The following is a 13,416-nucleotide window of genomic DNA, read 5'->3' on the forward strand; positions in this document are numbered from 1 at the left end:
TTTGATGTTCTGGAGGTGAGCTATGGCCATCCTCTACCGCGAATTCCAACTGCGTAGCCCTTCGATCTGGACGAGCGTTCTGGCCTTCGTCAAAGCGAACGCCAAGGCATGTCTCGAGAAAGGCGAACCGCTTCGTGTGATCGTCACTAGCGATGAGAAGAAGCGCAATGCTGAGCAGAACCGCTTTTATTGGGGCGTCGCGCTGCGAGACATTGCTGAACAGGCGTGGGTGGACGGCAAGCAATTCGACAAAGACGCATGGCACGAGTACTTCTCGCGCAAGTTCGGTGTCTGCGACGAAGTCACTCTTCCTGACGGCGAAATCATCACGCGCCGCAAGTCAACCTCGCAAATGACAGTCGGAGAGTTCTCGACCTACGTCAATCAGGTGCAGGCGTGGGCAGCAAATCACCTCGGAGTCGAATTCGAATGAAAGTCGACCGCCTTTGCCACGGTCGGGACTGCTATTTGCAGATCCCCGGCGTATGCACGAACAACCCTGAAACGGTCGTTCCGTGCCATTCCAACCAGCTTAAGCATGGAAAGGGTAAAGGCATCAAGGCGGACGACGAGAAGACGGTTCCGGGCTGTTACGCATGCCATCACGAGCTTGACCAAGGCAAGAATCTGAGCAAGCAGGAACGCCGTGACTACTGGGACACAGCGTATGACCGTTGGCGCATGGATCGAGAGCGCTTGATGGCGAAGAACGTGGCCTGTCTCAAGACAAAATCAGCAAAGCGCGCACAGGTTCACATTCTTGTGCAGTCGCTCGTAAAGGGCATGAAGGGGGCGCAAAGTGGCGCGAGCAAGAAACATTAAGCCGGGTCTGTTCAAGAACGAAATCTTGGGCGTGGCTGATCCGCTTTACACCCTTCTGTTCGAAGGTCTTTGGCTTCTTGCCGACCGCGAAGGGCGCCTTGAGGATCGCCCATTGCGTATCAAGGCAGAGATTTTCCCCTACCGCGAAGGTCTTGACATCGAGTCGATGCTGAATTGGCTCGTTGCTCAGGGCTTTATTACTCGGTACACGTCGGGCGGCGTGAAGTGCGTGTTCATCGTGGAGTTCAAGAAACATCAGAACCCGCATAAGAATGAGCCGGAATCCTCCCTTCCTTCACCTGAGTTTTCCGAACCTGATTCAGTCATTAACGGTTGCACTTCCGAATATCTCGGAAAGACTTCCGAAAAAATCGGAAGCGCTCCGGCTGATTCTCTGATTCCGGATTCCGGATTCCTGATTCCTGATAACTCCCCTGACGGGGAGTTTGTCGCCAGCGAGGCTGGCAACCTGTCCCATCAGCGACCGAAGCTGACAAAACCGCAATGCCCGCATCAGGAAATCATCGCGCTGTACCACGAACTTCTGCCTGCAAACCCGTCAATTCGTGACTGGACACCGGCTCGTGCCGAGCATCTGCGTGTCCGGTGGAACGAAGACGCCAAGCGGCAGACGTTGGACTGGTGGGGACGGTTTTTCGAATACATCGCCCAGTCCGAATTCCTGACGGGGCGTTCGACGGGCAAAGACCGCAAGCCGTTCACGCCGGGCTTGGACTGGATCGTGAAGGCCGAGAACTTCGCGAAGATCCGTGAAGGCCGGTTCCACGACCCGGAGGCAGCATGAGCGACCACGACATCCTGCGTGCTGTGCCGCAATCCGTCGAATCCGAGCAGGCCGTCATCGGTGCGCTCTTGTTCGACAACGATGCCATTGACCGCATTGGCGACCTGAAGGTCGAGCACTTTTACCGCGGCGACCATCGGGCGATCTTTGCTGAGATCATGAAACTCATCGGTGCGAACCGCCCGGCTGATGTGTTCACCGTGTTTGAGAGCCTTGGGGAGCGTGCTGCGGACTTCGGCGGAATGCAGTATCTCGACAAGCTTTCGAGCAGCGTGCCGGGTAGCGCCAACATCGGGCGGTATGCCGAGATCGTTCGGGACCGGGCGATTAAGCGTGGCCTGTCGAGCCTTGGTTCAATGCTTCAGGACATGGCGTTTAACCCCGATGGGGCGTCTGCTGCCGAGCTTGTGGAGCGCGCTTACGGACAGCTTGAGGCATTTGCCAATTCCGACCAACGCGAGGATATGGCCGACCTTCAAACGGCCATGACGGAGTACATCGAACTCCTGCAAACGCAACACGAGGGGCAAGTTGTCGCAATGCCTACGGGCTTCTCGGATTTGGACGAAAAGCTTGATGGAGGAATGAATGGTGGCGACCTGATTATCGTGGGAGGTCGTCCGTCAATGGGTAAAACGGCGTTCGTGATGGGCATTGGCCAGCACATAGCCGAGCAAAAACCCGTTGCTGTGTTCTCGATGGAAATGCCGAAGAAGCAGTTGATGCGTCGCCTCGTGGCATCGCTTGGAAGCATTCCTATGGGCATTCTGGGTGATCCGCGCCGTATGGACGATGACCACTGGCCGAAACTCACGCACGCGATGCAACGAGCAAAAAACCTTCAGTTCTTCATTGATGACCGCCCTGCCCGAACCTTAGGTGATATCCGCTCGCGTTGCCGCACCGTCAAGCGCAAGCATGGCTTGGGCCTTGTCATCGTGGATTACCTAACGCTTATGGCTAGCGGCGAAGGCGATAACCGTACTCAGCAGGTCGGGGCTAACTCTCGAGGTCTCAAGGTGCTGGCTAAGGAACTGGACGTTCCTGTGGTCGTGCTTGCGCAGCTTAATCGTGGTCTCGAGAGTCGGAGCGACAAGCGCCCGATGATGAGCGACCTGCGCGACTCTGGGGAAATCGAGCAAGACGCCGATACGGTGATGTTCCTATACCGTGATGAAGTCTACAACCCCGACACCCCGGACAAAGGCCTCTGCGAGGTCATTCTGGCAAAGCAGCGCAATGGCGAAATCGGGCGACTTGCGCTGGTTTATGAGGGCATGTTCACGCGCTTCAAGGACATGGAATCGGGCCGTGAGTACGGGCATACGCCAGCACCGAAACGTCAGGCTCGGGGGTTCAGCGAATGAGGCGAGCAAAGGTCGACGCTAACCAAAAGCAGATCGTCTCGGCGCTCCGTCAACTAGGGGCAACGGTGGCCATAACTAGCACGATGGGCCAAGGCTTCCCCGATATCTGCTGTGGCTTTCGTGGCCGCAATGTGCTGTTCGAGATCAAGGATGGGAGTAAGCCGCCCAGCGCGCGAAAGCTGACTCCTGACCAGGTTGAATTTCATGCCGCGTGGAAGGGCGAAATCGCGGTGATTACGTCGGCCACTGAGGCCATTGATTACCTGTTGAGAGGGTGATATGGGAAGAACTAAAGGCTGCGAATGGTCACCAGAGGAAGACGAGAGGCTGACTGTTCTTTTCGACAGCGGAGCCACGAAGGAAACCATCCTGACGGAATTTCCGAACCGAACTGAGCGTGCAATTTATCGGCATGCAGTGGCTCTGGGTTTGGTGCACGGCCTGTGCCCGCGTCGCATGTGGTCGTTCCTGCGCATCGTTGAGGCGCTTGAGAAGAACGGCCCAATGACGCAGAAGCAACTTCAGGTCGAAACGGGCCTGAGCGCCGATACCGTGTACGTGCGCACCCGCATGGCTTGCGAGAAGGGCTGGTTAGTCGCGAAGAAAGAGCGTAAGTCCGGGCCAGGCGATAACCCTTCGGTCTGGTCAATCGGAGAACTTCCCCCAATCCGCCGCCCCGCCGTCCTAAAGGTGCCAAAGGCGCGCGTGTCCGTTAAAGCGCCTGTACTGATCCGTCGCGATCCGATGGTCGCAGCGTTATTTGGGGCGGTATAAGCCCACAACTTTCAGGAGAAATCAGCATGCAATCGATCCCGGCCCATCTTCTCGATCGCGCTTCCGTGGTGGTCGCTCGCGATATCGAAATCGTTCCTCCCAAGCGCATTCCCGATCAGATCACTTCCGCGCATGAAGCGATGACGGCGCTCTTCGAAGCGCTTGAGCGCGTCTCGATGCGTGTCTCGTCCATTGCGGACAGCGCTCCTCCCGAAACTATGGGGGAAGTATCAGCAGCGAGTGCAGATCCCGAATGCGTCATAGCGCTCGATTCCCTAATCGAACGCATCCAGCTCGCGACTGCGCGGGCTCACAGCATCGCTGATCGCGTGCGACTCTGAAGTTTGGGAGCGTGTGATGACCGACAAAGAGATGCTTGAGCTTGCGGCGAAGGCGGCGGAAATGAAGGTGAAAGGCGAAATTGATTGGGTCGACGGTAAAACGATGTGGTTACTGGTGAAAGTGGACGGGCGGCCAAAATTTCGTTGGAACCCCCTAGAAGACGACGGCGATGCGCTTCGGCTGGCGGTGAAGCTGGGAATGCGGGTAGAGGTGCGTGGCGAGGTTGAAACGGAAGCCAAATATTGGCTCAAGTCTGATGGCTATAACTATCTGGCTGAAGGGCATTTCATCGGATCGTTCGCAGCCACCCGCCGCGCCATCGTCCGCGCTGCTGCTGAGATAGGGAAGGGGACGTGATGCACCCCGTCACGATATTCATCGTCGCTAGCACAGCAACCATCATCGGTTTCGGCGCGGCTTGTCTGCGGTATTTGGTATAGGGAGGATAGATGTACGGCCCAATCGAAAGTTTGATCGCCCTTTTTCGAGTCATTTTCGGCGCAGACCCGCAGCCTGGAGAGACTTGGCAGGAAGACCGCGAAAGAAGTCCATGGTCCCCAGTTGGTGACGTAAAAATCGTAGAGGTCCAAGGGCGTTGGGTCAGATATTGGCCGGTTGGTGGAAGCCTCACATATTGCCGAATAAGTGATTTCAAATGTAATTTCAAGAAGTCTAAATAGGCTCTAAAATGACAGACCCCATCGATACTCTTCTTGAGACATGGCACGCATGGCAGGCTGAATATGAGCCGAAACTGGGCTATGCAGCCTTCGATTCAACCTGCCGGGACTATCGCTCATCCTCACGCCAATGGATGACTCACTGGGATATTGCCGAGGAAGTCGACCAAGCCGAGCGTAATGCAAGGTGTGAGCAGATCGATTTGTGCGTCGACAGGCTGTCATGGCCGCTGAGGGCTGCCATTCACACTCGCATGCGGAACATGGATGCAGGTGTGGACGTGTGGCGCTCGAAGGCGACTTATGCGGATGCCAAGCTCGCTCTGGTGCCGATGCTCATCCAGCGTGGCGTGATAACCGAGCAAGAGGCAGAGGTGGCATTGTGAAAAATTGCTTGCAAATTCTTATGGTTAGTGTAGGCTTGGAAATTGTGGGGCATCGCTCGCCCTGAAAAAGCCGCTTCGGGGAAATCCGGGCGGCTTTTCGTTTTCTCGCGCATGCAAATTGAAGGTGGGACTGGCCGACCTTGAATCGGTGCAGCACCATTTGGAAAACTACATCGGGGCGAGTCCAAAGGGCTGTGACATGGCCAGCCACGTCAAAGTGTAAGTTCCATGAACAATTTGCAGCCGTGAGGGAATGCGCAGGCTGATGCGCCGATGGGGATTCGGGTCATTCCTGACTGTTCGGCATGCGCTGACAGCACCTAAGCCGGAGATCAGCACCGGCCCCTCTGCCAATAGGAGTCAAAATGTTCAAGGCGTGCGACAAATGCCCAGATGCGCAAAGCTGTGCAATCAGCTGTGCATGTCCTGAGCGGCTCGCGGATCAGCAAAGAATGAGCATGCCGCATTGTTACGACCAAGCCGCGAATGACGGGTACGGTCAGCCACCAGGGCAACGTTATTATCAATCTGTTGCCAACATTAAAGACCTACTGGCATAGGACGTTCCAACATCATCAAACCGCCTACGGGCGGTTTTTGCGTTTCTGGAGCCTGAATGGACATTCCCGCACGCCGACAGGTAGTAATCGTCTGCTTTGAGGCAGATCGAAAGAACGCCCAAACGGCCATTGCTATCCGCGATGGGATGAATCAGGCGATTCCGGTCCCGCGCGTGGTTCTTTACCAAGTGACCATCGACCCCAGCCGTATTTCTCCCACTGGCTCACATATCCGCTTTGGGGTGGGTAACGATGACAAGGGAAATGGGGATGAAATCACTGGCTGGCAGCGCGTAGACGATCTTGAGATTGTCGAAGTGCTGGCCATCGAAGATGAACATGGCGAACTGATTGCTGGTGCGCCTGCTGTGCATTCCACTCATATCGCGGCCTAACAGGAGAAATCCATGCCGACTACTAAAAACCTCATGGGTGCGGGCCTCGTTCCGCTCCAAGCTACGTCCATCCTCGGTTCTGTGGCCAGCGGCTTGACTGCTACGGGCGTCGGTCAATCGGACGCGCTGGCACTCACCAGTGACCTGAATGTGTTTTCGACGGTTGCCACTGGCACTGGCGCGCGCCTTCAGGCGAACTTGGCACGTGGGGACGAAATCACCGTGGCCAACAACGGCGCGAACGCGTTGCTCGTCTATCCGCCGACCGGCGCAGCTATTGGCACGGCTGCCACCAACGCTGGCGTGAGTGTGGCGGCAGGCAAGCTCGGCGTTTTCACTCTCATCACTCCGACTCTGTTCATCGCTTCAGTCGGTGCATAACGGACGTGGAAGGCTTCGCGCCACAATGCGGAGGCAGTAATGGGCGGCCAGTTTAAAAAAGGCGAGAAAAAGCTTAACCAGGGCAAACGCGGGCCTGCGAAGACAACGCTGGCAGCCAAAGAGGCTATTGCGCTTGCAGCTGACAAGCTGGGTGGGGCAGATCGGCTCTACAACTGGGCGCAGGAAGATCCGGCCAATGAGCGAGTGTTTTGGGGAACGATCTACCCGAAGCTTTTGCCGCTCCAAGTGACCGGCGACAAGGACAATCCCTTGCAAGTTGTGCAGCGTGTGGAGTTGATCGCGCTGGGTGATGACAACAGCCCAGATTAAGCTCCCGCCGAAGCTGATTCCTGTATTCACAGGAGAGGCGGACGTAAGAGGGTCATACGGTGGGCGCGGGTCGGGTAAGACTCGTAGTTTCGCCAAGATGGTTGCAGTGCGCGGCTATATGTACGGCATGGCCGGTATCTCGGGCATGTTGCTGTGTGGCCGTCAGTTCATGAACTCGCTGGAGGATTCCTCGCTGGAGGAATGCAAGCGAGCTATTGAAGATGAACCATTCCTCAAGTCGTATTACGACATCGGGGAAAAGTACATCAAGAGCCGCGACGGGCGTATCTGGTTCACATTCGCGGGGCTTGATCGGAACATTTCGTCCATCAAGTCGAAGGGGCGCATCCTGCTTTGCTGGGTAGACGAGGCCGAGCCAGTCACCAACGAAGCATGGAATACGTTGATCCCGACATTGCGGGAAGAGGGTGAAGGCTGGAACGCTGAGTTGTGGGTGACATGGAACCCGAAGCGTAAGGGCAGTCCAACTGATATCAGGTTTAGGCGCTCAAAAGATCCGCGTTACAAGGTTGTCGAGCTTAACTGGCGTGACAACCCGAAATTTCCGGCAGTCCTTGAGCGAGCTAGGCAGCGGGATTTGCGCGATAACCCGGATGAGTACGACCACATCTGGGAAGGCGCATATGGCAGCATCGCCGGTTCGATCCTAGGCAAATGGGTCAACGAGGCCGAGCGTGACGGGCGCATCCACAACGATGTTGAGTACGACCCATACGGCGCGACGATTGAAGTATCGAGCGATATCGGGTTTCGTGACACGGCTTCGTGGTGGTACTGGCAACGTGCCCCAGGCGGCTTCAATATCCTGAAGTATGAGGGTGACTCGGGCTTAGACGCGGATGACTGGATTCCGCGTATTCAGGAAAGCATTCTGGAGCTAGGCGCGCGGACCGGGAAGATATGGCTTCCCCACGACGCACGCGCCAAGACGTTCCAAAGCAAGCACACGACGATGGAGAAGTTTCTGGAAGCCTTTGGGGCGGACAGAGTCAACGTGGTGCCTCAGACAAAGAAGCTAGACCAAATCAGCGCAGGGCGTGCCGTCCTGCCTAAGTGCGCATTCCATCGGGATCGATGCGAAGGCGGTCTAGACGGTCTGAGGGCATGGGAATACGAATGGAATCCAGACACTGGGGTGTTCTCGAAAGAACCGCTCCACAACTGGGCATCACACCCATCTGACGCGTTCTGTTACGGCGCTCAGATGATGACTGAGGCTGAAGTGCCTGCCTCAAAACAAGAAACCGATTGGCTAAATCTTCCGACGCAGACCTATGACGATGCGCTGGAGGACCACTATCGCTCGCTCCGCAACGGCGGACACCGGAGAATCTAATGGCAAGCACAATTAGCGGATCGCCGCGGCAGATCACGGCGAGTGGAAACGTGTGCGCTATTCCAGGCGTCACCCTCGTGGGAATCTTCGTCTCTGCGGCCACAAGCACGCCAACGATTACGATCTATGACGACGCTGGGACAGGGACAACGGTGAAGGTTGTCGATACCTTTACGCCAGTCGCGGGCCAGTTCTACCCGCTGTATATCGGTTCGCGGGCTGGCTTCAACGTGGTGCTTGGCGGCACCGTTAGCGCAACTGTCGTCCTCGGCTAATGGCTCAAGACCTCGTCTTCGCTCCGGGAGTCCAAAAGTATCTGGACATCATCGCGGACTATGAACGCGAGTTTCGTAAGTGGGAGGCGCGCGTTGACAAGATCACCAAGCGCTACCGTGACGACAACAAGACGTATAGCTCTGACAACGAGACAACCCGTTTCAACATTCTTTGGTCGAACGTTCAGACGCTTATGCCTGCGGCTTTTTCGCGGGTGCCTAAGCCGGATGTGTCGCGCCGTTTTAAGGACAATGATCCGGTAGGCCGTGTGGCGTCGCTGATACTTGAGCGCGGGTTGGAGTTCGAGTTGCAGCATTACTCGGACTTCAAGAGCACGATGAAGTACAGCGTGTTTGACCGCTTCATGGGTGGTCGGGCAAGCGCCTGGGTGCGATATGAGCCACACATTAGTATCCAGACTGGCACGCTTGATATTGATCAGGACGGCGTGAGTGACACCGCTGGATTGCCGGAAGATGGCTTGCAGGTAGCTAGTAATGGCCAAGAGACGCCCTTTGAACCGGCTGAACAGATCGACTACGAATGCGCTCCGATTGACTACGTGCACTGGCGCGACTTTGGTCACAACGTAGCCCGGACATGGGAAGAAGTGACCTGCGTGTGGCGCTGGGTCTACATGACTCGTGATGCGCTTGTAGAACGTTTTGGTGAAGAGATCGCGGCAAAGATCCCGCTTGACTCGAAGCCCCCGCAGAACGGCGTCACATACAAGTCTTCGCTTGGCTCGCAGGGCAATAGCGCCAAGATTTGCGAACTGTGGGACAAAGAAAAGGGCATTGCGGTCTGGCTGAGCAAGTCATTCGGCAATTTCCTTGATGAGAAGGCGGATCCGCTGGGCTTGGAGGAATTTTTCCCATGCCCGCGTCCTTTGTTCGCGACGATCACGAACGAGACGCTGGTTCCGGTCCCGGACTTCGCGCAATATCAGGATCAGGCGAACGAGCTAGACACGATCTCCGACCGCATCGACGGCCTCATTAAGGCACTCAAGGTCCGAGGCGTGCATAACGCTGCCATCAAAGAGCTTCAGCGACTGTTCACTGAGGCAGGGAATAACGATCTCATTCCGGTTAAGGACTGGACGGCGTTTGCTGAGAAGAATGGCCTGAAGGGCGCAATCGACATTGTCGACCTGACGCCCATTGTCGGAGCGCTTGAGGCTGCTTATCGCGCCCGTGCCGAGGTCATGGACCAGATTTACGGGCTGCTCGGTCTGGCAGACATCCTGCGAGGTGAGAGCGACGCGCAGGAGACTGCGACGGCCCAGACGATTAAGAGCCAGTTTGGATCGCTTCGCCTGCGTTACACGAAAGATGATGTGGCCGAATACGCCACGGCTTTGATGAAGATCAAAGCGCAGATTATGTGTTCGAAGTTCCAAGACGCAACGCTCATGTCTGTGGCAGGCGTCGACCAACTTCTGCCGGTAGACCAGCAACTGGTTCCTCAGGCGCTCCAGATGCTGCGCAACAAGGTAGTGCGCAACTTCCGGATTGAAGTGAACGCCGATTCGCTCGTCATTCTTGATGAGGAAGCGGAGAAGGCGGGGCGCGTTGAGTTTCTGGACGCCACGAGCAAATTCCTAGCTCAGGCGGTCCCGGCGGCTCAGACTTCGCCCGAACTGGCTCCGATGCTGGTTCAGATGATGAAGTTCGGCATCACCGCATTCAAGCCGGGGAAGACGCTCGAAGGTCTAATCGATACGGCGCTTGACCAATTGCAGCAGCAGGCACAGGCATCGGCAGGTCAGCCCAAGCCGAATCCAGAGATGATGAAGGTCCAAGGTCAGATGCAATTGGAACAATCCAAGCAGCAGCATGACCAGCAGATGGAAGCAGCACGCCAGCAGTTCGAGCGCGAGAAGTTCGGCATGCAAATGCAATTGGAGCAATTCAAGGCTCAGAAGGACGCCGAGGTCGAACAGGCACGGCAGGCATTCCAGGCGCAGGAAGAACGCGCCCGCAATGAACTGGAAGCACAGCGCGCTCAGCTTGAGGCCCACAACGAAGCGCTCTTGCGTCAGATGGAAACGCAATCGAAGGCCGCTATCGAAGAGGTCAAGGGCCAATTGGCCATCCTCATCGCTGCCCTGAATAACCAAGCGAAGATTGAAGTAGCTGAGATTGGCGCAGGCGCGACATTGCAAGCCGCCGATATTAGCGCAGCGCGTCAGGCGCAGCCGGAGGCCGACTAATGCCCATCTACCATATCGGTTGTGGCATCTGCGGCAACGAAGATGACGTATATCGCCCGGTAGACCGATACGACGATCTGCCAGATTGCTGTGGCCACAAGATGTCGCGCCTCGTGACGGCCCCCTATGTGGTCACTGACATCCAGCCGTATCGATCGATGATCGACGGCAGCATGATTACCAGCCGTTCCCAGCACCGAGAACATCTCAAAGCACACAACTGTATTGAGGTGGGCAACGAAATCTCCTATCTCACGCGCAATTCCAAATCCGAAATCGAGATATCGGACGAGTCGAAGCGTCGGCGCAAAGAACTCATCATCGATCAAGTCAACAAACTGAAAGGGTGACCATGTCCACAAGACGCGAGGCACTTGAAACCGCACTTGAAGCGGTTGAACAACAAACGGCGGCTCCTTCGGGAGCCGTTGCTGTTTCTGAGGTGCATGAACCGGCAGTAGAGGTGGCTGCACAAGAGCAAGCGGACGAGCGTCAGCGAGACGAAGCTGGTCGATTCTCCCCTAAGCAGCCTGACCCGGCAGCCGTGGCGGCCGATACGTCGAAGGTCGATCAGATGGCCCCGCCGGAGGCCAAAGCGCGTCCTGCTGCCCCTCAGTCATGGAAGGCAGAGCATCGCGCCAAATGGGACACGCTAGACCCGGAGGTCGCGGCATACATCAATCAGCGTGAGGAAGAGACCGCGCGAGGCGTTGAGCCGCTTAAACGCGTCTGGAAAGAAGTGCTGCCGTACATGGAGCAGATCCAAGCGAGCGGGGCGACGCCTGAGTACGTCATTAACGATCTCATGCGCACATACAACACGCTGCGCAATGGTGATCCGCAGACAAAGCTTCAGACGCTGATGAACGTGGCTCAAGCCTGCGGAATTCAGTTGCCTACCGGTGGCGAGCAGCAACAGCAATACATCGACCCGAATATCCAAGCGCTGCAACAGCAGATGCAAGGGCTGAATGGTGTTGTGAGCAACTTCCAATACCAACAGCAAGTCGCCCAGGCAGCGGCTGTGAACCAGCAAATCGAGCAATTCAAAGCTTCGCATGAGCATTTCGACGCTGTCCAAGACACGATGGCGCGCCTTCTCACTGCTGGCGAAGCAAACGACCTAGATTCGGCCTACACCAAGGCCATTCGACTGCACGATGACATTTTCCAACGTCACCAAGCGTCACAGCGCGAGGCTGACGAAGCGAGAAAGCGTCAGGACGCAGATAAGGCGGCGAAAGCTGCCCGCGCGAATACCGTCAGCACCCGCAGTGCCACACCCGGCAACGTCGCGGCCAAGGCTGGCGTCGCAACTGGAAGGCGAGCCGCTCTCGAAGAAGCATTCAACGAGATCGGCGCAAGCCGACTTTGACAATCTGACAGGAGCAAACCATGGCATATGCCAATAGCGCCGTCAGCGACATCATTGCGACGACGATCCAGCAACGCTCCGGCGAGCTGGGCGACAACGTCTTGAACAACAATGCCCTGTTGCTGAAACTCCGCGAACGCGGAAACGTGAAACCGTTCAGTGGTGGTAATGTGATTTTGGAAGAAATCATGTACACCGACTCTTCGACCATCAACGCCGGGTCGTATTCCGGCTACGAGGTACTGAACATCTCCCCGAACTCGCCGATCTCGGCGGCTCAGTTCAACATCCAGCAGTATTACGCCTCGGTCACCATGTCCGGGCTGGAAATGCTGCAAAACTCGGGCAAGGAAGCCATCATCGATTTGCTCGATGGTCGCATGGAAATTGCCGAGAAGCAGCTTGTGAACCGTATCGCTTCGGATATCTATCTGGACGGCACGGGCAACGCTGGCAAGAACATCACGGGTCTGGCTGCTGCCATCCCGGACGCTCCCACCTCGGGTACGTACGGTGGCATCAACCGCGCTACGTGGTCGTTCTGGCAATCCCAGGTGTTTTCGGGCAACTCGAACGGTGGCGCGCCGGTCTCGGCAGCCAACATTCAGGCCTATATGACGCAGCTTGCGCTCAAGTGCGTTCGTGGCAAGGATCGTCCTGACCTGTGGGTGGCCGACAACAACTACTACGGCATGTACGTGCAGTCGATGCAGGCCATGCAGCGTGTGATGTCGGACGGTGACGCCAAGATGGCAGGCGCGGGCTTCCCGGCGCTCAAGTTCTACGGCGGCGGTATGGCGGCTGACGTGGTGCTTGACGGCGGTATTGGTGCCAACGCCACGGCGAACCACATGTGGGCGCTCAACACCAACTACATCTACTTCCGGCCGCACCGTGACCGCAACTTCGTGCCGATTGGCGGCGAACGTCAGGCAGTCAACCAAGATGCCATCGTGAAGCTGATCGGTTGGGCAGGCAACATGACGAGCAAGGGCCCGCAGTTCAGCGGCGTCCTGATCGCATAAGGAGGGAATCATGCCCGTCTTTTCGGTAACTCCGCAGATCGGTTTCGATCTGGTCAATACGGTGCTTGCGACCGACATTACGTCGGGTGCGCGCACTGTCCCGCTCAACCTGGGCGAACAGGTGTTCGGCAGCGACGGCAAGCTGTACGTGTTTGGTAAGGCCAATGCCAGCATCCCGGCATCGACCACGGCCTGCACGGTCAGCCCGACAACGTTCCTCGCGACCGCTTCCGGCGGTTCGTACACGTCGCCCGCAACGGCGATGGTAACCGGCGATTACGGCTGGTTCTCGAAGGCTTCGGTATAACACCTTACGCCTGATAACG

At 56.7% G+C, this 13,416-nt stretch carries 18 protein-coding genes; all 18 read left to right on the top strand.

What is annotated here, in order from left to right:
• Positions 1-22: 22 nt before the first annotated feature.
• Positions 23-433: a recombination protein NinB gene (locus PIN31009_RS09345; RefSeq protein WP_150790046.1), complete on the top strand. Its 411-nt coding sequence runs from the start codon at positions 23-25 to the stop codon at positions 431-433.
• Positions 430-822, top strand: coding sequence for a nuclease domain-containing protein (locus PIN31009_RS09350; protein WP_150790047.1), 393 nt, complete (start codon positions 430-432; stop codon positions 820-822). Before PIN31009_RS09345 ends, PIN31009_RS09350 begins: the two co-directional genes overlap by 4 nt.
• Before the next feature lie 31 nt (positions 823-853).
• Entirely contained in the window at positions 854-1,627 is a 774-nt protein-coding gene (locus PIN31009_RS28150; protein WP_246185579.1) for a hypothetical protein, read from the top strand.
• A complete protein-coding gene (gene dnaB, locus PIN31009_RS09360) occupies positions 1,624-2,994 on the top strand; it encodes a replicative DNA helicase (protein ID WP_150790048.1) in 1,371 nt (456 codons plus the stop codon). Before PIN31009_RS28150 ends, dnaB begins: the two co-directional genes overlap by 4 nt.
• 279 nt (positions 2,995-3,273) lie before the next feature.
• Positions 3,274-3,768: a winged helix-turn-helix domain-containing protein gene (locus tag PIN31009_RS09370; RefSeq protein ID WP_150790050.1), complete on the top strand. Its 495-nt coding sequence runs from the start codon at positions 3,274-3,276 to the stop codon at positions 3,766-3,768.
• Between the two features lie 26 nt (positions 3,769-3,794).
• The gene (locus PIN31009_RS09375) at positions 3,795-4,109 is read left to right on the top strand and encodes a hypothetical protein (protein WP_150790051.1); all 315 of its coding nucleotides are present in this window, start codon (positions 3,795-3,797) and stop codon (positions 4,107-4,109) included.
• 16 nt (positions 4,110-4,125) lie between these two features.
• Positions 4,126-4,467, top strand: a complete 342-nt coding sequence (locus PIN31009_RS09380) for a hypothetical protein (RefSeq protein ID WP_150790052.1) — start codon at positions 4,126-4,128, stop codon at positions 4,465-4,467.
• Between the two features lie 331 nt (positions 4,468-4,798).
• Positions 4,799-5,176, top strand: coding sequence for a hypothetical protein (locus tag PIN31009_RS09385; protein WP_150790053.1), 378 nt, complete (start codon positions 4,799-4,801; stop codon positions 5,174-5,176).
• A gap of 616 nt (positions 5,177-5,792) precedes the next feature.
• Positions 5,793-6,131: a hypothetical protein gene (locus PIN31009_RS09390; protein WP_150790054.1), complete on the top strand. Its 339-nt coding sequence runs from the start codon at positions 5,793-5,795 to the stop codon at positions 6,129-6,131.
• A gap of 12 nt (positions 6,132-6,143) precedes the next feature.
• Complete coding sequence (locus PIN31009_RS09395) at positions 6,144-6,512, top strand: hypothetical protein (RefSeq protein ID WP_150790055.1); 369 nt, start codon at positions 6,144-6,146, stop codon at positions 6,510-6,512.
• 39 nt (positions 6,513-6,551) lie between these two features.
• Positions 6,552-6,842: a hypothetical protein gene (locus PIN31009_RS09400; RefSeq protein WP_150790056.1), complete on the top strand. Its 291-nt coding sequence runs from the start codon at positions 6,552-6,554 to the stop codon at positions 6,840-6,842.
• Positions 6,823-8,199, top strand: coding sequence for a phage terminase large subunit (locus PIN31009_RS09405; protein ID WP_150790057.1), 1,377 nt, complete (start codon positions 6,823-6,825; stop codon positions 8,197-8,199). Before PIN31009_RS09400 ends, PIN31009_RS09405 begins: the two co-directional genes overlap by 20 nt.
• 77 nt (positions 8,200-8,276) lie before the next feature.
• The gene (locus tag PIN31009_RS09410; protein ID WP_246185580.1) at positions 8,277-8,474 is read left to right on the top strand and encodes a hypothetical protein; all 198 of its coding nucleotides are present in this window, start codon (positions 8,277-8,279) and stop codon (positions 8,472-8,474) included.
• Positions 8,474-10,690, top strand: a complete 2,217-nt coding sequence (locus tag PIN31009_RS09415) for a molecular chaperone (protein WP_150790059.1) — start codon at positions 8,474-8,476, stop codon at positions 10,688-10,690. Before PIN31009_RS09410 ends, PIN31009_RS09415 begins: the two co-directional genes overlap by 1 nt.
• A complete protein-coding gene (locus PIN31009_RS09420; RefSeq protein WP_150790060.1) occupies positions 10,690-11,040 on the top strand; it encodes an FmdB family zinc ribbon protein in 351 nt (116 codons plus the stop codon). The genes PIN31009_RS09415 and PIN31009_RS09420 overlap by 1 nt, the downstream gene beginning before the upstream one ends.
• A 2-nt stretch (positions 11,041-11,042) precedes the next feature.
• Positions 11,043-12,065, top strand: a complete 1,023-nt coding sequence (locus PIN31009_RS09425) for a hypothetical protein (protein ID WP_150790061.1) — start codon at positions 11,043-11,045, stop codon at positions 12,063-12,065.
• Between the two features lie 20 nt (positions 12,066-12,085).
• Complete coding sequence (locus PIN31009_RS09430; RefSeq protein ID WP_150790062.1) at positions 12,086-13,090, top strand: phage major capsid protein; 1,005 nt, start codon at positions 12,086-12,088, stop codon at positions 13,088-13,090.
• A gap of 10 nt (positions 13,091-13,100) precedes the next feature.
• Entirely contained in the window at positions 13,101-13,397 is a 297-nt protein-coding gene (locus tag PIN31009_RS09435) for a hypothetical protein (RefSeq protein ID WP_150790063.1), read from the top strand.
• Positions 13,398-13,416 lie beyond the last annotated feature (19 nt).

The organism is Pandoraea iniqua (assembly GCF_902459685.1).
Taxonomy (GTDB): Bacteria; Pseudomonadota; Gammaproteobacteria; order Burkholderiales; family Burkholderiaceae; genus Pandoraea; species Pandoraea iniqua.